The following is a 15,860-nucleotide window of genomic DNA, read 5'->3' on the forward strand; positions in this document are numbered from 1 at the left end:
CTGGAGTTTCCATGTCAGCCGTAGAGCCCTCCCTGATCGAACGCATCATCCGTGACGACGTGCGCGCCATGGGCGCCTACCACGTGCCGGATTCGCACGGTCTGGTCAAGCTCGACGCCATGGAGAACCCCTACCAGCTCCCGCCGGAGCTGCGCCAGCAACTGGCCGCGCGGCTGGGCGAGGTAGCGCTGAACCGCTACCCCGTGCCCAGCAGCGAAGCGCTGCGCGCCGGGCTGAGGGACGTGATGGAGGTGCCCGCCGGCATGGATGTGCTGCTGGGCAACGGCTCGGACGAGATCATCAGCATGCTGGCGCTGGCCGCCGCCAAGCCGGGGGCCAAGGTGATGGCGCCGGTGCCGGGCTTCGTCATGTATGCGATGTCGGCGCAGTTTGCCGGCCTCGAATTCGTCGGCGTGCCGCTGCGCGCCGACTTCACGCTCGACCGCGATGCCATGCTGGCGGCGATGGCCGAGCATCAGCCCGCCATCGTTTACCTGGCCTATCCGAACAATCCCACCGGCAATCTGTTCGACGCGGCCGACATGGAGGCCATCCTCCGCGCCGCGCAGGGCGATGTCTGCACCAGCCTGGTGGTGGTCGACGAGGCCTACCAGCCATTCGCGCAGCAAAGCTGGATGCCGCGCCTGACGGACTTCGGCAACCTGCTGGTGATGCGCACCGTGTCCAAGCTCGGCCTGGCCGGCATCCGCCTGGGCTACCTGGCCGGCGCGCCGGAGTGGCTGGCGCAGATCGACAAGGTGCGTCCGCCCTACAACGTCAACGTGCTGACCGAGGCCGCCGCGCTGTTCGCGCTGGAGCATGTGTCGGTGCTGGACGAACAGGCCGCGCAGCTGCGCGCCGAGCGCACCCGCGTGGCCGATGGCATGGCCGCGCATGCAGGCGTCACGGTGTTCCCCAGCGCCGCCAACTTCTTGCTGGCGCGCGTGCCGGATGCGGCACAGACCTTCGACCGCCTGCTGGCGCGGAAGGTATTGATCAAGAACGTGAGTAAAATGCACCCGTTGCTGGCCAATTGTCTGCGCGTCACGGTCAGCACGCCCGAAGAAAACGCGCAGTTCCTAGAGGCATTCGCAGCGTCGCTGCAGGATTAACACCATGCGTGTTGCAGAGGTCACCCGCAATACTTCGGAAACGCAAATCCGCGTTTCCCTGAATCTCGACGGCACCGGCCGCCAGAAGCTGGCGTCGGGCGTGCCGTTCCTCGACCACATGCTCGACCAGATCGCCCGGCATGGCATGTTCGACCTGGAGGTCGAAGCCACCGGCGACACGCATATCGACGACCACCATACGGTGGAAGATGTCGGCATCACGCTCGGCCAGGCCGTCGCCAGGGCCATTGGCGACAAGAAAGGCATCACCCGCTACGGCCACAGCTACGTGCCGCTGGACGAATGCCTGTCGCGCGTGGTGATCGACTTCTCCGGCCGCCCCGGCCTGGAGTTCCACGTGCCGTTCACGCGTGCGCGCGTGGGCAGCTTCGACGTCGACCTGACCATTGAGTTCTTCCGCGGCTTTGTCAACCATGCCGGCGTGACCCTGCATATTGACAACCTGCGTGGCATCAATGCCCACCATCAGTGCGAAACCGTGTTCAAGGCCTTCGGCCGGGCACTGCGCATGGCGGTTGAGCTGGATTCGCGCGCGGCCAACACGATCCCGTCGACCAAGGGTACGCTCTGAGCTTCCTGAACCCGTAGGCGTGCCGGCTGGTTGCGGCGCCCGCCCACCTCTCCAGCCTGAATTCGGCCAGCGATGCTGGCAACCCGCAACCGATGGATACGCTCAAGTCGTTTATCTCGCTGCTGGCGCTGATCAACCCTATCGGGGCGATCCCGTTCTTCATCAGCCTGACCAACCAGCAGACCGAAGCGGAAAAGCTGCGTACTATCAAGATTGCGTCGATCTCCGTGGCAATCGTGGTGGCGGTGTCGGCGTTGCTGGGGCAGCAGATCATCGAGTTCTTCAATATCTCGGTGGCTTCGCTTCAGGTGGGTGGCGGTCTCATCATGATCATGATGGCCATGAACATGCTGAACGCGCAGACCAGCCGCACCAAGGCCACGCCGGAAGAAGAGGATGAGGCCGAGGTAAAGTCCAGCATCGCGGTGGTGCCGCTGGCGCTGCCGCTGCTGACCGGGCCAGGCTCGATCAGCACGGTGATCGTCTATGCCGGCAAGACCCAGCACTGGTACCAGCTGCTGATCCTGGTGGGCATCGGCGCGCTGCTGGGCTCGGTGGTGTACCTGGTGTTCCGCGCGGCCGACCCGATCGCCCGGGTCATTGGCCGCACCGGCATCAATATCGGCACGCGCCTGATGGGGCTGATCCTGTCGGCGCTGGCCGTTGAATTCATTGTGGACGGGCTGAAGACATTGTTGCCTGTTTTGAAATCATGACTACCATAGCAATTGTGGATTACGGCATGGGCAACCTGCGCTCGGTGGCGCAGGCGCTGCGTGCCGCGGCACCGGAAGCTGACGTGCGGGTGGTGGATGCCCCGGAAGGCATCCGCGGCGCGGATCGCGTGGTGCTGCCTGGCCAGGGCGCGATGCCGGACTGCATGTCGGCGCTGGGCGCCTCGGGCCTGCAGGAAGCGGTGGTCGAGGCCGCCGGCAGCAAGCCGATGCTGGGTGTGTGCGTCGGCGAACAGATGCTGTTCGAGTTCAGCACCGAGAGTCGTGTTGGCGCGGACCGCACACCGGCCTTGGGCCTGATGCCCGGCCAAGTGGTGCGTTTTGCGCTGGACGGCATGACGCAGCCCGACGGCTCGCGTTTCAAGGTGCCGCAGATGGGCTGGAACCGGGTGCGCCAGGCGAAGCCGCACCCGCTGTGGGCCGGGATCCCGGACGACAGCTGGTTCTATTTCGTCCACAGCTACTATGTGCAGGCGCAGGATCCGGCCCATATCGCCGGCGAAACGGAGTATGGAGTCGTGTTTACCAGCGCGGTAGCCCGCGATAATATTTTCGCGACGCAGTTCCACCCCGAGAAGAGCGCGGCCCTGGGCCTGCAGCTGTACCGGAACTTCGTCCACTGGAATCCATAAGGCGCAGCGGACACCCCGAATCGCTTGTTTGACGATTGTTCAACCGAGAACCAGACAGACCCGTCACCGGACCCTTTACGCAACCCGTCAAGCGACCAGTTCCCGATAGAACATCGACCCCGACCTGACCGGCCTCGCCGGTCTCGCTCAACCTCACTTACTCAACCACGCTCGTCACGCATATGTTGCTCATTCCGGCCATCGACCTGAAGGACGGTCAATGTGTACGCCTTAAACAAGGCGACATGGACCAGGCCACCGTCTTTTCCGAAGATCCCGCCGCCATGGCACGCCACTGGGTGGAGCAGGGCGCGCGGCGCCTGCACCTGGTGGACCTGAACGGCGCGTTCGTGGGCAAGCCCCGCAACGAAGCGGCAATCAAGGCCATCATCGCCGAGGTCGGCGATGAGATCCCGGTACAACTGGGGGGCGGCATCCGCGACCTGAACACCATCGAACGCTGGCTGGACGACGGCTTGTCGTACGTCATCATCGGCACTGCGGCGGTCAAGAACCCCGGCTTCCTGAAGGACGCCTGCTCTGCCTTCGGCGGCCACATCATCGTCGGCCTCGATGCCAAGGACGGCAAGGTCGCCACCGACGGCTGGAGCAAGCTGACCGGCCATGAAGTGGCGGACCTGGCGCGCAAGTACGAAGACTACGGTGTCGAAGCCATCATCTACACCGACATCGGCCGCGACGGCATGCTGCAGGGGATCAATATCGACGCCACCGTCAAGCTGGCGCAGTCGATGTCGATCCCGGTGATCGCCAGCGGCGGCCTGTCCAACCTGGCGGATATCGACAACCTGTGCGCGGTCGAGGGCGAGGGTGTGGAAGGCGTCATCTGCGGCCGCGCGATCTACTCCGGTGATCTCAACTTTGCCGATGCACAGGCCCGTGCCGACAAGCTGCGCGACGGCCAGTAAGCCCAACGCAACGCGCCGCGTGCGCAGCCGCTGCCGCTCCGGTGCCTTGCCGGCACGGCGGCGGACAAGGACTCTCATGCTAGCCAAACGTATCATCCCCTGCCTGGACGTCACCAACGGGCGGGTGGTCAAGGGCGTCAATTTCGTCGAGCTGCGCGATGCGGGCGATCCCGTGGAGATCGCGCGCCGCTATGACGAGCAGGGCGCCGATGAAATCACATTTCTCGATATCACCGCCACCAGCGACGGGCGCGACCTGATGCTGCATATCATCGAGGACGTGGCTTCGCAGGTCTTTATCCCGCTGACGGTCGGCGGCGGCGTGCGCACGGTCGAAGACGTGCGGCGCCTGCTCAATGCCGGCGCGGACAAGATCAGCGTCAACTCGTCGGCCATCGCCAATCCGCAACTGGTGTCCGACGCCACGGCCAAATATGGTTCGCAGTGCATCGTGGTGGCGATTGACGCCAAGCGCAGCTCCGCCCCGGGCGAGCCGTCGCGCTGGGAAGTCTTCACCCATGGCGGGCGCAAGGCAACCGGCCTGGACGCGGTCGAGTGGGCGCGTGAAATGGCCGCGCGCGGCGCCGGCGAGATCCTGCTGACCAGCATGGACCGCGACGGCACCAAGAGCGGCTTCGACCTGGAGTTGACCCGTGCCGTCAGCGACGCGGTGCCGGTGCCGGTGATCGCCTCGGGCGGCGTCGGCGGGCTGCAGGACCTCGCCGACGGCATCACCAAGGGCCGCGCCGACGCGGTGCTGGCCGCCAGCATCTTCCACTACGGCCAGCATACCGTGGGCGAAGCCAAGGCATTCATGGCCCGCGAGGGCATTCCCGTGCGGATCTGATCATGGCAAAGAAGTGGCTCAACAAGGTCAAGTGGGACGATAACGGCCTGGTGCCGGTGATCGTGCAGGAAGTGGGTTCGAACGACGTGCTGATGTTCGCGTTCATGAACCGCGACGCGCTGCAGCGCACGGTGGAACTGGGCGAGGCCGTGTTCTGGTCGCGCTCGCGCAAGCGCCTCTGGCACAAGGGCGAAGAGTCCGGACACGTGCAGAAGGTGCATGAGATCCGCCTCGACTGCGACGAGGACGTGGTGCTGCTCAAGGTCACTCAGGTCGACAGCATCGCCTGCCATACCGGGCGCCATTCCTGCTTCTTCCAGAAATTCGAGGGCGATGCGGAAGCGGGCGACTGGCAGACCGTCGAGCCCGTGTTGAAGGACCCTGCACAGATCTATACCAAGCCATGAGCGACTCCCAACCGAGCAGCAGCGATGTGCTGGCACGCGTGGCCGAAGTGCTCGAATCGCGCAAGCCCGTCAATGGCGGCGACCCCGCCAAGTCCTATGTTGCCAAGCTGTACAGCAAGGGCGACGACGCCATCCTGAAGAAGATCGGCGAGGAGGCCACCGAGACCGTGATGGCGGCCAAGGACGCGCGCGCTGCCGGCCACAGCGGCAGCGAGGCCGGCAAACTGGTCTATGAAGTCGCGGACCTGTGGTTCCACACCCTGGTGTTGCTGGCAAATTTCGGGCTGGGCCCGGACGACGTGGTCAACGAACTGGCGCGGCGCGAAGGCCTCTCCGGCCTGGAAGAAAAGGCCCGGCGCAAGGAAGAGGGCTGACCGGCTGACCAGTCGCTGTGCTGGCCAGTCTCCCGCCTGCCGCGAGGCAGGCCATCGCAGAACAAGGGCAAACATGGCGAACGACTACACCGCGCAAGTTACCGGTCCCAGCGGCGAGCAGCAGAGCAGCCTGCGCAAGCTGCTGCATATCCTGTACGCGCTGTACGCGATCTTCTGGCTGACCGGCGGCATTACCGCGCTGATCGCCATCGTCATCGACTACGTCAAGCGCGACGACGCGCGCGGTTCGCTGTATGCGTCGCACTTCGCGTGGCAGATCCGCTCGTTCTGGTGGTCGGTGGCGTGGGCGGTGCTGGGCGGCGTGCTGTTCGCCACGGTGGTGCTGATGCCGCTGGCGTTTGCGGTCTGGGGCGTGCTGTCGCTGTGGATGCTGTATCGTATCGTCAAGGGTTGGCTGTACCTCAACGACAGCAAGCCGATGTACCCGGATCAGCAGTTCTGATGCCGGGCGGACCCGATACCCTCGGGGTGCAGGGTTCGCCGCAATGAAATATTCATGAACGTTCAGGATAATTGCATCTTCTGCAAGATCGTGGCCGGCCAGATACCGTCGCGCAAGGTGTACGAAGACGACGACATGTTGGCCTTCCACGATATCCATCCCAAGGCCCCGGTACACTTGCTGGTCGTTCCCAAGTCGCACGTCGACTCGCTGGCCGATTGCGGCGCCGGCGAAGGGGAGGTGCTTGCTAGAATGATGCTGAAGGTGCCTGAACTGGCGCGCGCGGCAGGCTGTGGCAACGGTTTCCGGACGGTGATCAATACCGGGCCGGACGGCGGCCAGGAAATCTACCACCTGCACCTGCATGTGCTCGGTGGGCCGCGCCACGAGTGGAAGGGACCGCTGCCCTGACCGGGCAGCCTTGGCATGGGAGCGCCGCGGCGGTAACGCCGAGGCAAATGCTGCGCCGGCAACCGTCGCCCGGCGCGGCCATAACGGGACGGAACAACGGGTCCGGGCGACTATGACTACGCCCGAGGCTTCACCAGGAGCAAGAGATGGGTTCGTTTAGCATTTGGCACTGGCTGATCGTGCTGGTGATCGTCATGCTTGTGTTCGGCACCAAGAAACTGCGCAATATCGGCCAGGACCTGGGCGGCGCGGTCAAGGGTTTCAAGGATGGCATGAAGGATGGCGAAGACAAAGACAAGTCGGCCCAGGCCGCCCAGTCCAAGGAACTGCGCGACTCCACCACCATCGATGTCGAGGCCAAGGAAAAGTCGCGCCAGCAGCAGTAAGCCGGCGGTGAGCCGTCCCCTTCCCGTGATCGTGGCTGCCTGCGCGCAGCCCCGCGTCTCCGCTGTCTTTCGCATGATGTCCGCATGATTGATCTCGGCATTTCCAAGCTGGCGCTGATCGGTGCCGTGGCACTGATCGTGATCGGTCCCGAGCGGCTGCCCAAGGTCGCACGCACCGTTGGTGCCCTGGTCGGCCGCGCGCAACGCTATATCAATGACGTCAAGGCCGAGGTCAGCCGCGAAGTCGAGCTGGAAGAATTGCGCAAGATGCGCTCTGAATTCGAGGAAGCGGCGCGCGACGTCGAGCGCACCATCCACAAGGAAGTCAGCGAGCAGTCCCAGGCGCTGAACGAAGCGCTCGGAGGCACCGAAGCGAGCACTGAAGGCGTCAGCGCTAGCGGCGACAGCTTCGTGCCCAGCTGGGGTGCGGCGCACAAGGCGCACAACGGACGCAAGAGCTGGCGCGTGAAGCAGGGGGCGCGGCCGCTATGGTTCAAGCGCCAGCACAATGTCCGGGTCTGGGTGCAGTCGGGCGCCGCGCGCGTGAAGCGCCACCGCCCGGCCAGCCGTCCGTCCCGTTCCTTCTTCGAGTGAGCACGTTGCGCGGCAACGGATTGCCGGCCTATGCCAGGGCTGCCGTTGCCATCGCCATGCCCATCCAACCGCGCCGCGCCGAGCGGCATCATCGATCCCACCTTGCCAGCCTGCGCGGCTGAGCGGTCCACGCCATGAGCGACACCCGGTCCCCAGATCCCCAAGACCCGCAAGACGAGTCGCAGCAGGAAACCTTCATTTCCCACCTGATCGAGCTTCGCCAGCGCCTGGTCAAGGCGGTGGCCGGGATCATCCTGGTCTTCGTTTGCCTGGTCTACTGGGCGCCGGTCATCTTCAACCTGTTTGCGGCGCCGCTGATGGAGTCGCTGCCCAAGGGCGGCAAGATGATTGTGACCGACGTCACTGGCTCGTTCTTCGTGCCGATGAAGGTCACGTTGCTGGTGGCTTTCCTGATCGCGCTGCCATGGGTGCTCTACCAGGTCTGGCAGTTTGTCGCGCCCGGGCTGTACCAGCATGAGAAGCGGCTGATCCTGCCGCTGGTATCGAGCAGCTACATCTTGTTCCTGTGCGGTGTGGCGTTTGCATATTTCCTGGTGTTCCCAACGGTGTTCCACTTCATGGCGCACTACAACGCGCCCCTAGGTGCGGACATGTCGACGGATATCGACAAGTACCTCAGCTTTGCCATGACCACCTTTCTGGCTTTCGGCATCACCTTCGAGGTGCCGGTGGTGGTGATCGTGCTAGTTCGGTTCGGTGTGGTCGAGTTGGAAAAGCTCAAGCAGATCCGCCCTTATGTGATCGTGGGGGCGTTTATCATCGCCGCCATCGTGACGCCGCCGGATGTGCTGTCACAGTTGCTTCTGGCTGTTCCGCTGGTGCTGCTCTATGAACTTGGGCTGATCATGGCCCGCTTCGTTGGCCGTCCGGCCGCGCAAGCCGAGGCTTCAGGGGAAACGCAGACGGACTAATGCCGCTGAGGTAGGTACCCCGAGCCATCCACCCCGTTTTTGCACCAAAACGGGGATTTTTTTGCCCGATCGTGTTGTTCGATCACAACAAAAACCGCTGGTAAGCGTGGTTTACGCCGAAAAAGCCTTCTGAGGGCCGGGGGGGCTGGCACATAATACGCAGCAGACGTGAATGTAAATACGTCGCCCAAGCACTTGGGCAACCAAGATTTCCCAATCAGTTGACAAGGAAAGTGTCGATATGAAGATGAAACTGTTTGCTGCTGCCGTCGCCGCTCTGGCCGCTGGTGGCGCGTATGCCCAATCGAGCGTGACCCTGTACGGCGTGGCTGACGTTGGCCTCGAGTACGTGAGCAAGGCCAACGCTGCTGGCGACGACCTGTTCCGCATGTCGTCGGGTAACCAGTCCGGTTCGCGCTGGGGCCTGCGTGGCGTTGAAGATCTGGGCGGCGGCCTGAAGGGCGTGTTCGTTCTGGAAAGCGGTTTCGATCTGGACACCGGCAGCAATGCTCTGAGCCAGGGCGGTCGCCTGTTCGGTCGTCAAGCCTACGTCGGTCTGCAAAGCAACTTTGGCTCGCTGCTGCTGGGCCGCCAACAGACCGCGTTCTACGACTTCGGTCTGATGTATGACCCGATGGCCATCTCGTCGCGCTACGGTATCCTGGCTCAGGATTCGGCCTTCGCTTCGCGTGCCGATAACACCGTCAAGTACATCGGCAAGTTCGGTGGCCTGACCGCGTCGGCCTTCTACAGCTTCAACAACAACGGCCAGGAAGTCGCCGGCGCGTTCCGCCGCGGCCAAGAGTACGGCGCGCTGCTGAACTATGCAGCCGGCCCGTTCTCGGTTGGTGCTGCCTACGACGAAATCCACGGCACCGTGTCGGCCGCTGGCGTTGACCAAAGCGGCCAGAAGACCCGCCGTGCTACCGTTGGCGCCAACTACGCCTTCGGTCCGGCCAAGGTCTACGCTGGCTATCGCTGGGCCAAGGCTTTTGACGGCGCCCCGCTGACGGGTGGCACGACGGTTGACAACGGCGTTGTCACCACGGCTACGGCCTCTAACCTGTACTGGCTGGGTCTGGGCTACCAACTGACCCCGGCGTTCTCGCTGTCGGGCGCTGCTTATTACCAGGACTTCCGCAAGAGCGACGCAGATCCGTGGCAGTTCGTGATCACGGCCGACTACGCGCTGTCGAAGCGTACCGACGTGTACACCTCGCTGTCGTACGCTCTGAACGACAAGGGCTCGGCCCTGGGCGTGAACGGCTTCAACACCGCCACGACCACCAACGTTCAGCCGAACAAGGATCAGTTCGGTGCTGTGGTTGGTCTGCGCCACAAGTTCTAATCTGATGCGGGCGTAAGCTCGCTTGAGATTGGCTTGCAAAAGGCCGGCGTCCGCAAGGATGCCGGCCTTTTGTCTTGTCTGGAGCCTCGGCGCCGGGGCCGAGGCTGGCGAGCGGGGCTTGCGACGTGTCCTGTTGCGCTGGCAGGCTGCGCTGAGCACGGTACGGTTAGCCACCTGGCACCCCTTGCACCTGGCTCTCCGGGCTCTCCGGGCTCCGGGCTCCGGGCTCCGGGCTCCGGGCTCCGGGCTCCGGGCTCCGGGCCGGGTGAGCATCCGCGGGCTTGGCCGCGGTCATCGGGAAAGTGCATGGCACCGGCTTTAGCGTATTTGTTCATAACCTTGCCCAGTGGCGAGTGGCGCCGCTGTCCGTCAGCTCCACTCGGTCCGTTCCTCATCCAGAGCCCAACAAAAAACCCCGCCATCGCTGGCGGGGTTTTGCATGCAGGCCGGGGACGACTCGGCCTCACTCCTCCTCATCGAACGGCATCGCCCGGCGCGGCGGAGGCGGCCGCTTGCCGATCGTTACCGTCAGTTCGGTAGGCTTGCCGCGTCGGATCACCGTCATCTTGATGTCGACACCTGGCTTGAGCTGGGCGATGGCATTCAGCAGGGCAGTCGTGTCGGTGATCGACGAACCATCCACCTTGGTCAGCACATCGCCCGGCTTCACGCCGGCCTTGTCGGCCGGGCCACCCTGGACCACCGCGGCGATCAGTGCGCCTTCCTTGGCATCGAGACCGAACGATTCGGCAATTTCCGGCGTCATATCCTGCGGCTCGACGCCGATCCATCCGCGTGTGACGCTTCCGGTGGAAATAATCGATTCCATCACTTGCTTGGCCGTCGATACCGGGATGGCAAAGCCAATGCCGAGCGAGCCGCCCGAACGCGAGTAGATTGCCGTGTTGATGCCCAGCAGGTTGCCCTGTGCATCAACCAGCGCACCGCCCGAATTGCCCGGGTTGATCGCGGCGTCGGTCTGGATGAAGTTTTCGAAGGTATTGATGCCCAGGTGACTGCGCCCCAATGCCGACACGATGCCCATCGTCACCGTCTGGCCCACGCCGAATGGGTTGCCGATCGCCAGCACCACATCGCCGACCTTGACGTTCTCCAGCCGGCCCAGCGTGATCGCGGGCAGGTCCTTCAGCGTCACCTTCAGCACAGCCAGGTCGGTCTCCGGGTCGGAGCCGACCACCTTGGCGTTGGCCTTGCGGCCGTCGGTCAGCGCAATCTCGATCTCGTCGGCGCCATCCACCACGTGGTGGTTGGTTAGAATGTAACCCTCGGCACTGACAATCACGCCTGATCCCAGGCTCGACACCGGCTCCTGCCGTTCAGGCAGGCGGTCGCCAAAGAAGAAGCGGAACCACGGATCCTCGGCCTGCGGATTGGGAGAGCGCTTGTGGCCATTCTTGCTGGTAAAGATATTGACCACCGCCGGCATGGCGGACTGGGCGGCCTCACTGTAAGACCCTTCGGCGGCAGGGCCGGACACGTTAGGCACGACTTCCTTGAGCGCCACGATGGGCGACCCGGACTGGACCGCGACGCGCCCCCTCTGCAGCCAATCAGGCTTGAGCGTTGCCACGACGAACCAGACCGCCAGCACGACGGTGACAGCCTGGGCAAAGAACAGCCAAAAGCGCCGCAACATATTGGAGTTTTGAGCAGAAAATGAAAACAAAAGAGCTTGAATTGTACTTGAACGACCTGTTGGAAGTTTCCCGTTACAAGGACTATTGTCCCAATGGGCTGCAAGTGCAAGGTCGCCCCGAAGTCACTCACATCGTCACTGGCGTCACGGCGAGCCTGGCACTGGTCGAGGCCGCGGCCGAAGCCGGCGCCGATGCCATCCTGGTCCATCACGGCTATTTCTGGAAAAACGAGGATGCGCGTGTGATCGGGCAGAAGCATGCGCGTCTGAAGCGGCTGCTTGGCGCCGACATCAACCTGTTCGCCTTCCACCTGCCGCTGGACAACCATCCGGAATTCGGCAACAACGCGCAACTCGGGCTGCAACTCGGCTTTACGCCGACTGGACGTTTCAGCGATGACCAGCTCGGCTGGATCGGCACCTTGCCCGCGCCGATGCCGCTGTCCGCGCTGGCGGCACACGTCGGCGGCGTGCTCGGGCGCGAGCCGTTGGCGATTGGCGAGCCGGAGCAGATGATCCGCACGATCGGCTGGTGCACGGGTGGGGCGCAGGGCTATTTCGATGCGGCAGTGGCCGCGGGCGTCGATGCCTACCTCAGCGGCGAGGTCTCGGAGCAGACCACGCACCTCGCGCGCGAGAGCGGCGTGGCGTACCTGGCCGCCGGCCATCACGCCACCGAGCGCTACGGCATCCGCTCACTGGGCGAACATGTGGCGCAACGCTTCGGCTTGCGGCACACGTTTGTCGACATTCCCAATCCTGTCTGACGCAAAACAATATGGCCCCATCGGGGCCGTATTATCGTGCGGGACTCAGCGCGCCTTGAGGGCGTCGCGGATCTCGCGCAGCAGCGCCACTTCCTCAGGCGGTGCCGCCGGCGGCGGGGCCGGTTCCTTCTCGCGCATCTTGTTGAACGCGCGCACCATCATGAAGATGATGAAGGCCAGGATCAGAAAGTTGACAACGATAGTCAGGAAATTGCCATAGGCAAATACGGGCACACCAGCCTTCTTCAACGCATCCAGCGTCATTGGCGTGCCAGGCGGTGGATCGGCCAGCATGAGAAACATACTAGAGAAGTCCAGCTTGCCGACAATGCGGCCCACTACCGGCATGATCAGGTCATTGACCACTGAATCCACGATTTTCCCGAAAGCGGCGCCGATGATCACACCGACCGCGAGGTCGATGACGTTGCCACGCATGGCAAAGGTCCTGAATTCCGAGATCATGCCCATGGGGGGTTCTCCTTCTTGTTGCTAGCGATGAACGGTATCAAGCTGGCAGCCTGCCGCATCACTGCCCGGAAAGCAAGTCTGGTGGCCGGATTCGGGGTTGTGTGTCCGATTATCGCGCATGGACAAGGCAATTTGCGCCTATCTAGTGCGCAGATGTCTAAGGTACACTTTATGGTTGACGCAAAATCTAAATTGACTTCCCCTGGGGTTTGGAATGAGTGACCAGCAAGACGTGAAGAGCGTGGATAAAGGTCGCCGCAATTGGTTGATCGCGACATCCGTCGCTGGCGGCGTCGGAGGCGTGGCGGTAGCGGTTCCTTTCGTCAGTACCTTTGCACCATCGGAGAAAGCCAAGGCCGCGGGTGCGCCAGTCGAAGCAGATATCGGTGCGCTGAAGCCAGGCGAGATGATGACTGTCGAATGGCGCGGCAAGCCGGTCTGGATCATGCGGCGCACGGAAGAACAACTGGCGTCGCTGAAGAAGACGGACGGTGAAGTCGCCGATCCCGATTCCGATCTCCCCTTCACCATGCAGACGCCCGACTACTGCAAGAACGAAACCCGTTCCCGCGCAGAACACAAGGACGTGCTGGTCGTGGTCGGTATCTGTTCCCACCTGGGCTGCTCGCCTTCCGGCCCCTTCGCTCCCGGTGCCAATCCTCAGTTGGGCGCCGACCCCGGTTTTCTCTGCCCCTGCCATGGTTCGACCTTCGACCTCGCCGGGCGCGTCTTTAAGAACAAGCCGGCTCCGCAGAATCTCGATGTTCCCCCCTACCAATTCCTGACTGACACCAAGATCGTGATCGGCAAGGATGAGAAAGGAGAAGCCTGATCATGGCGGCCGAAAAACAAGTCAAGACGACCGGCCTGATGGGCTGGATCGACGCCCGCTTCCCGGCAACGCAACTGTGGGAAGACCATCTTTCCAAGTACTACGCGCCGAAGAACTTCAACTTCTGGTACTTCTTCGGTTCGCTCGCGCTGCTGGTGCTGGTCATCCAGATCGTCACCGGCATCTTCCTGGTGATGAACTACAAGCCGGACGCCACGCTGAACGCCGCCGGCATTCCCGTGGCCTTCGCCAGCGTGGAATACATCATGCGCGAAGTCCCCTGGGGCTGGCTGGTGCGCTACATGCACTCCACCGGCGCCTCGGCCTTCTTTGTCGTGGTCTACCTGCATATGTTCCGGGGCCTGCTGTACGGTTCGTACCGCAAGCCGCGCGAACTGGTCTGGATCTTCGGCTGCCTGATCTTCCTGTGCCTGATGGCGGAAGCCTTCATGGGCTACCTGCTGCCGTGGGGCCAGATGTCGTACTGGGGCGCGCAGGTGATCGTGAACCTGTTCTCGGCCATTCCGGTGATCGGCCAGGACCTGTCGCTGTTCATCCGCGGCGACTACGTGGTGAGCGATGCGACGCTGAACCGCTTCTTCTCGTTCCACGTCATCGCCGTGCCGCTGGTGCTGCTGGCCCTGGTCATTGCCCACATCATCGCGCTGCATGAAGTCGGCTCGAACAACCCGGACGGCGTCGAGATCAAGGCCAAGAAGGACGAGAACGGCGTGCCGCTGGATGGCATCCCCTTCCACCCGTACTACTCGGTGCACGACACGCTGGGCGTTGCCGGCTTCCTGATCATCTTCTCGGCGGTGATCTTCTTCTTCCCGGAAGTGGGCGGCTATTTCCTGGAGCACAACAACTTCTTCCCGGCTGACCCGCTGAAGACCCCGCCGCATATCGCGCCGGTCTGGTACTTCACGCCGTACTACTCGATGCTGCGTGCCACCACGTCGAACTTCCTGCCGATCCTGTGGGTGTTCTTCGCGTTGCTGCTCGGCATGGTGTTCGTGCGCAGCAAGGATGCGCGCGTCAAGATCGGTGCGATTGCCACCGCCGTGATCCTGGCCGTGGGCTTCTACTTCATCGACGCCAAGTTCTGGGGCGTGCTGGTGATGGGCGGCTCGGTCGTGATCCTGTTCTTCCTGCCGTGGCTGGATTGCTCGCCGGTCAAGTCCATCCGCTATCGTCCCGCTTTCCACAAGACCATCCTGATCGTCTTTGTGGTGGTGTTCCTGGTGCTCGGCTATCTCGGCGTGCAACCGCCGTCGCCGGTTGGTGAGAAGGTGTCGCAGCTCGGTACGCTGCTGTACTTCGCCTTCTTCCTGACCATGCCGCTATGGAGCCGTGCCGGCGAGTTCAAGCCGGTGCCGGAGCGTGTCACGTTCCAGCCGCACTGAGCGACGCGAACCCCGACAAGAGCACAAGGACACAAGATGAAAAAGCTGCTTTCGATCATCGCGCTGGCCGGCGCCTGCTTTGCCGGCACGCCTGCCGTGGCTGCAGAGGGAGGCTTCCCGCTGGAGCCGGCACCGGTGAACACCGCCGACCTGTCGTCGCTGCAGCGCGGCGCCAAGCTGTTCGTCAATTACTGCCTGAACTGCCACGGCGCTTCGATGATGCGCTACAACCGGCTCAAGGACATTGGCCTCACTGACGACCAGATCCGCCAGAACCTGCTGTTCACCGCGGACAAGGTCGGCGAGACCATGACCATCGCCATGCAGCCGAAGGAAGCCAAGGCCTTCTTCGGCGCGCAGCCGCCGGACCTGTCGGTGATCGCGCGTGCCCGCGGCGACGACTGGCTCTATACCTACCTGCGCACCTTCTACCGTGACGACAGCCGTGCCACCGGCTGGAACAACCTGGTGTTCCCGAGCGTCGGCATGCCGCACGTGCTGTGGGAACTGCAGGGCCAGCGCGCCGCGAAGTTCACGGAAGTGGAAGAGCACGGCGAGAAGGTGCACAAGTTTGCCGGCTTCGAGCAACTGAGCCCGGGCAAGATGAGCAAGGTCGATTATGACCAGGCCACCGCAGACCTGGTCGGTTTCCTGGACTGGATGGCAGAGCCCGCGCAGAACCACCGCAAGCGCCTTGGCGTGTGGGTGCTGCTGTTCCTGGGCATGTTCACCGTCTTCGCGTGGCGCCTGAACGCGGCCTACTGGAAGGATGTGAAGTAAGTCTTGCTGGTGGCGGCCCGGAGACGGGCATCCACGCTGAAGGCCAGATGCGGACGTTGCGAAAGCAGCATCGCTCTGGCCTTTTTCATTGGGTCCGAGGTGGCGCAACAGGCTAATGTAAGTGGATCAAATGCCACTTATTTGCTTTTCGGTGTCCGCTTTTGGCAGAATGTCAGACCTTACCGT

20 protein-coding genes are annotated in these 15,860 nt (G+C 63.2%); 18 read left to right on the forward strand and 2 right to left on the reverse strand.

The window, feature by feature from the left end:
• Nucleotides 1-11: 11 nt before the first annotated feature.
• From hisC to ACIP1U_RS22255, 14 genes are all read left to right on the forward strand, one after another.
• Complete coding sequence (gene hisC / locus ACIP1U_RS22190; protein ID WP_400319387.1) at nt 12-1,112, forward strand: histidinol-phosphate transaminase; 1,101 nt, start codon at nt 12-14, stop codon at nt 1,110-1,112.
• Between the two features lie 4 nt (nt 1,113-1,116).
• Nucleotides 1,117-1,704 carry an imidazoleglycerol-phosphate dehydratase HisB gene (hisB, locus tag ACIP1U_RS22195; RefSeq protein WP_400319389.1) on the forward strand — a complete coding sequence of 196 codons (588 nt, stop codon included), beginning with the start codon at nt 1,117-1,119 and terminating at the stop codon, nt 1,702-1,704.
• A 92-nt stretch (nt 1,705-1,796) separates the two neighbouring features.
• Nucleotides 1,797-2,420 (forward strand): YchE family NAAT transporter, encoded by a 624-nt coding sequence (locus tag ACIP1U_RS22200; RefSeq protein WP_400319391.1) that lies wholly within the window; start codon nt 1,797-1,799, stop codon nt 2,418-2,420.
• Nucleotides 2,417-3,070 carry an imidazole glycerol phosphate synthase subunit HisH gene (gene hisH / locus ACIP1U_RS22205; RefSeq protein WP_400319394.1) on the forward strand — a complete coding sequence of 218 codons (654 nt, stop codon included), beginning with the start codon at nt 2,417-2,419 and terminating at the stop codon, nt 3,068-3,070. The genes ACIP1U_RS22200 and hisH overlap by 4 nt, the downstream gene beginning before the upstream one ends.
• A 182-nt stretch (nt 3,071-3,252) precedes the next feature.
• On the forward strand, nt 3,253-3,999 hold the full coding sequence (gene hisA, locus ACIP1U_RS22210) for a 1-(5-phosphoribosyl)-5-[(5-phosphoribosylamino)methylideneamino]imidazole-4-carboxamide isomerase (protein WP_029047635.1): 747 nt from the start codon (nt 3,253-3,255) through the stop codon (nt 3,997-3,999).
• A gap of 76 nt (nt 4,000-4,075) precedes the next feature.
• On the forward strand, nt 4,076-4,846 hold the full coding sequence (gene hisF, locus ACIP1U_RS22215) for an imidazole glycerol phosphate synthase subunit HisF (protein WP_063241228.1): 771 nt from the start codon (nt 4,076-4,078) through the stop codon (nt 4,844-4,846).
• 2 nt (nt 4,847-4,848) lie between these two features.
• Nucleotides 4,849-5,253, forward strand: coding sequence for a phosphoribosyl-AMP cyclohydrolase (gene hisI / locus ACIP1U_RS22220; RefSeq protein ID WP_063241227.1), 405 nt, complete (start codon nt 4,849-4,851; stop codon nt 5,251-5,253).
• Nucleotides 5,250-5,627, forward strand: coding sequence for a phosphoribosyl-ATP diphosphatase (locus tag ACIP1U_RS22225; RefSeq protein ID WP_400319399.1), 378 nt, complete (start codon nt 5,250-5,252; stop codon nt 5,625-5,627). Before hisI ends, ACIP1U_RS22225 begins: the two co-directional genes overlap by 4 nt.
• 73 nt (nt 5,628-5,700) lie before the next feature.
• Nucleotides 5,701-6,090, forward strand: coding sequence for a hypothetical protein (locus ACIP1U_RS22230; RefSeq protein ID WP_209761010.1), 390 nt, complete (start codon nt 5,701-5,703; stop codon nt 6,088-6,090).
• A gap of 54 nt (nt 6,091-6,144) precedes the next feature.
• On the forward strand, nt 6,145-6,501 hold the full coding sequence (locus ACIP1U_RS22235; RefSeq protein ID WP_400319402.1) for a histidine triad nucleotide-binding protein: 357 nt from the start codon (nt 6,145-6,147) through the stop codon (nt 6,499-6,501).
• 146 nt (nt 6,502-6,647) lie between these two features.
• Complete coding sequence (gene tatA / locus ACIP1U_RS22240) at nt 6,648-6,887, forward strand: Sec-independent protein translocase subunit TatA (protein ID WP_400319405.1); 240 nt, start codon at nt 6,648-6,650, stop codon at nt 6,885-6,887.
• Nucleotides 6,888-6,971: 84 nt separating this feature from the next.
• Nucleotides 6,972-7,481 (forward strand): Sec-independent protein translocase protein TatB, encoded by a 510-nt coding sequence (gene tatB, locus ACIP1U_RS22245; RefSeq protein WP_400319408.1) that lies wholly within the window; start codon nt 6,972-6,974, stop codon nt 7,479-7,481.
• A gap of 134 nt (nt 7,482-7,615) precedes the next feature.
• Nucleotides 7,616-8,413 (forward strand): twin-arginine translocase subunit TatC, encoded by a 798-nt coding sequence (gene tatC, locus ACIP1U_RS22250; RefSeq protein ID WP_342915985.1) that lies wholly within the window; start codon nt 7,616-7,618, stop codon nt 8,411-8,413.
• A 241-nt stretch (nt 8,414-8,654) separates the two neighbouring features.
• Nucleotides 8,655-9,761, forward strand: a complete 1,107-nt coding sequence (locus ACIP1U_RS22255) for a porin (RefSeq protein ID WP_400319412.1) — start codon at nt 8,655-8,657, stop codon at nt 9,759-9,761.
• 463 nt (nt 9,762-10,224) lie between these two features.
• Here ACIP1U_RS22255 and ACIP1U_RS22260 read toward each other — a convergent pair whose 3' ends face one another.
• Nucleotides 10,225-11,418, reverse strand: a complete 1,194-nt coding sequence (locus ACIP1U_RS22260; protein ID WP_400319415.1) for a Do family serine endopeptidase — start codon at nt 11,416-11,418, stop codon at nt 10,225-10,227.
• A 20-nt stretch (nt 11,419-11,438) separates the two neighbouring features.
• On the opposite strand from ACIP1U_RS22260, the gene ACIP1U_RS22265 reads away from it, so the two are divergent.
• Complete coding sequence (locus tag ACIP1U_RS22265; RefSeq protein WP_400319418.1) at nt 11,439-12,185, forward strand: Nif3-like dinuclear metal center hexameric protein; 747 nt, start codon at nt 11,439-11,441, stop codon at nt 12,183-12,185.
• A gap of 45 nt (nt 12,186-12,230) precedes the next feature.
• Here ACIP1U_RS22265 and mscL read toward each other — a convergent pair whose 3' ends face one another.
• Nucleotides 12,231-12,656, reverse strand: a complete 426-nt coding sequence (mscL, locus tag ACIP1U_RS22270) for a large conductance mechanosensitive channel protein MscL (RefSeq protein ID WP_400319420.1) — start codon at nt 12,654-12,656, stop codon at nt 12,231-12,233.
• A 214-nt stretch (nt 12,657-12,870) separates the two neighbouring features.
• Here mscL and petA point away from each other — a divergent pair, with 214 nt between their 5' ends.
• The 3 genes from petA to ACIP1U_RS22285 are packed head-to-tail and all read left to right on the forward strand — an operon-like array spanning nt 12,871 to nt 15,674.
• Entirely contained in the window at nt 12,871-13,488 is a 618-nt protein-coding gene (petA, locus tag ACIP1U_RS22275; RefSeq protein ID WP_400319423.1) for a ubiquinol-cytochrome c reductase iron-sulfur subunit, read from the forward strand.
• Between the two features lie 2 nt (nt 13,489-13,490).
• Nucleotides 13,491-14,894: a cytochrome bc complex cytochrome b subunit gene (locus tag ACIP1U_RS22280; RefSeq protein ID WP_400319425.1), complete on the forward strand. Its 1,404-nt coding sequence runs from the start codon at nt 13,491-13,493 to the stop codon at nt 14,892-14,894.
• A gap of 36 nt (nt 14,895-14,930) precedes the next feature.
• On the forward strand, nt 14,931-15,674 hold the full coding sequence (locus ACIP1U_RS22285) for a cytochrome c1 (protein WP_400319428.1): 744 nt from the start codon (nt 14,931-14,933) through the stop codon (nt 15,672-15,674).
• Nucleotides 15,675-15,860: the final 186 nt, after the last annotated feature.

Source organism: Cupriavidus sp. NPDC089707 (genome assembly GCF_044748965.1).
GTDB lineage: Bacteria > Pseudomonadota > Gammaproteobacteria > Burkholderiales > Burkholderiaceae > Cupriavidus.

Bases quoted from the DNA above. Each gene is read 5' to 3' on its own strand.
- hisC (WP_400319387.1), top strand. From the start codon at position 12: ATGTCAGCCGTAGAGCCCTCCCTGATCGAACGCATCATCCGTGACGAC.
- hisB (WP_400319389.1), top strand. From the start codon at position 1,117: ATGCGTGTTGCAGAGGTCACCCGCAATACTTCGGAAACGCAAATCCGC.
- ACIP1U_RS22200 (WP_400319391.1), top strand. From the start codon at position 1,797: ATGGATACGCTCAAGTCGTTTATCTCGCTGCTGGCGCTGATCAACCCT.
- hisH (WP_400319394.1), top strand. From the start codon at position 2,417: ATGACTACCATAGCAATTGTGGATTACGGCATGGGCAACCTGCGCTCG.
- hisA (WP_029047635.1), top strand. From the start codon at position 3,253: ATGTTGCTCATTCCGGCCATCGACCTGAAGGACGGTCAATGTGTACGC.
- hisF (WP_063241228.1), top strand. From the start codon at position 4,076: ATGCTAGCCAAACGTATCATCCCCTGCCTGGACGTCACCAACGGGCGG.
- hisI (WP_063241227.1), top strand. From the start codon at position 4,849: ATGGCAAAGAAGTGGCTCAACAAGGTCAAGTGGGACGATAACGGCCTG.
- ACIP1U_RS22225 (WP_400319399.1), top strand. From the start codon at position 5,250: ATGAGCGACTCCCAACCGAGCAGCAGCGATGTGCTGGCACGCGTGGCC.
- ACIP1U_RS22230 (WP_209761010.1), top strand. From the start codon at position 5,701: ATGGCGAACGACTACACCGCGCAAGTTACCGGTCCCAGCGGCGAGCAG.
- ACIP1U_RS22235 (WP_400319402.1), top strand. From the start codon at position 6,145: ATGAACGTTCAGGATAATTGCATCTTCTGCAAGATCGTGGCCGGCCAG.
- tatA (WP_400319405.1), top strand. From the start codon at position 6,648: ATGGGTTCGTTTAGCATTTGGCACTGGCTGATCGTGCTGGTGATCGTC.
- tatB (WP_400319408.1), top strand. From the start codon at position 6,972: ATGATTGATCTCGGCATTTCCAAGCTGGCGCTGATCGGTGCCGTGGCA.
- tatC (WP_342915985.1), top strand. From the start codon at position 7,616: ATGAGCGACACCCGGTCCCCAGATCCCCAAGACCCGCAAGACGAGTCG.
- ACIP1U_RS22255 (WP_400319412.1), top strand. From the start codon at position 8,655: ATGAAGATGAAACTGTTTGCTGCTGCCGTCGCCGCTCTGGCCGCTGGT.
- ACIP1U_RS22260 (WP_400319415.1), bottom strand. From the start codon at position 11,418: ATGTTGCGGCGCTTTTGGCTGTTCTTTGCCCAGGCTGTCACCGTCGTG.
- ACIP1U_RS22265 (WP_400319418.1), top strand. From the start codon at position 11,439: ATGAAAACAAAAGAGCTTGAATTGTACTTGAACGACCTGTTGGAAGTT.
- mscL (WP_400319420.1), bottom strand. From the start codon at position 12,656: ATGGGCATGATCTCGGAATTCAGGACCTTTGCCATGCGTGGCAACGTC.
- petA (WP_400319423.1), top strand. From the start codon at position 12,871: ATGAGTGACCAGCAAGACGTGAAGAGCGTGGATAAAGGTCGCCGCAAT.
- ACIP1U_RS22280 (WP_400319425.1), top strand. From the start codon at position 13,491: ATGGCGGCCGAAAAACAAGTCAAGACGACCGGCCTGATGGGCTGGATC.
- ACIP1U_RS22285 (WP_400319428.1), top strand. From the start codon at position 14,931: ATGAAAAAGCTGCTTTCGATCATCGCGCTGGCCGGCGCCTGCTTTGCC.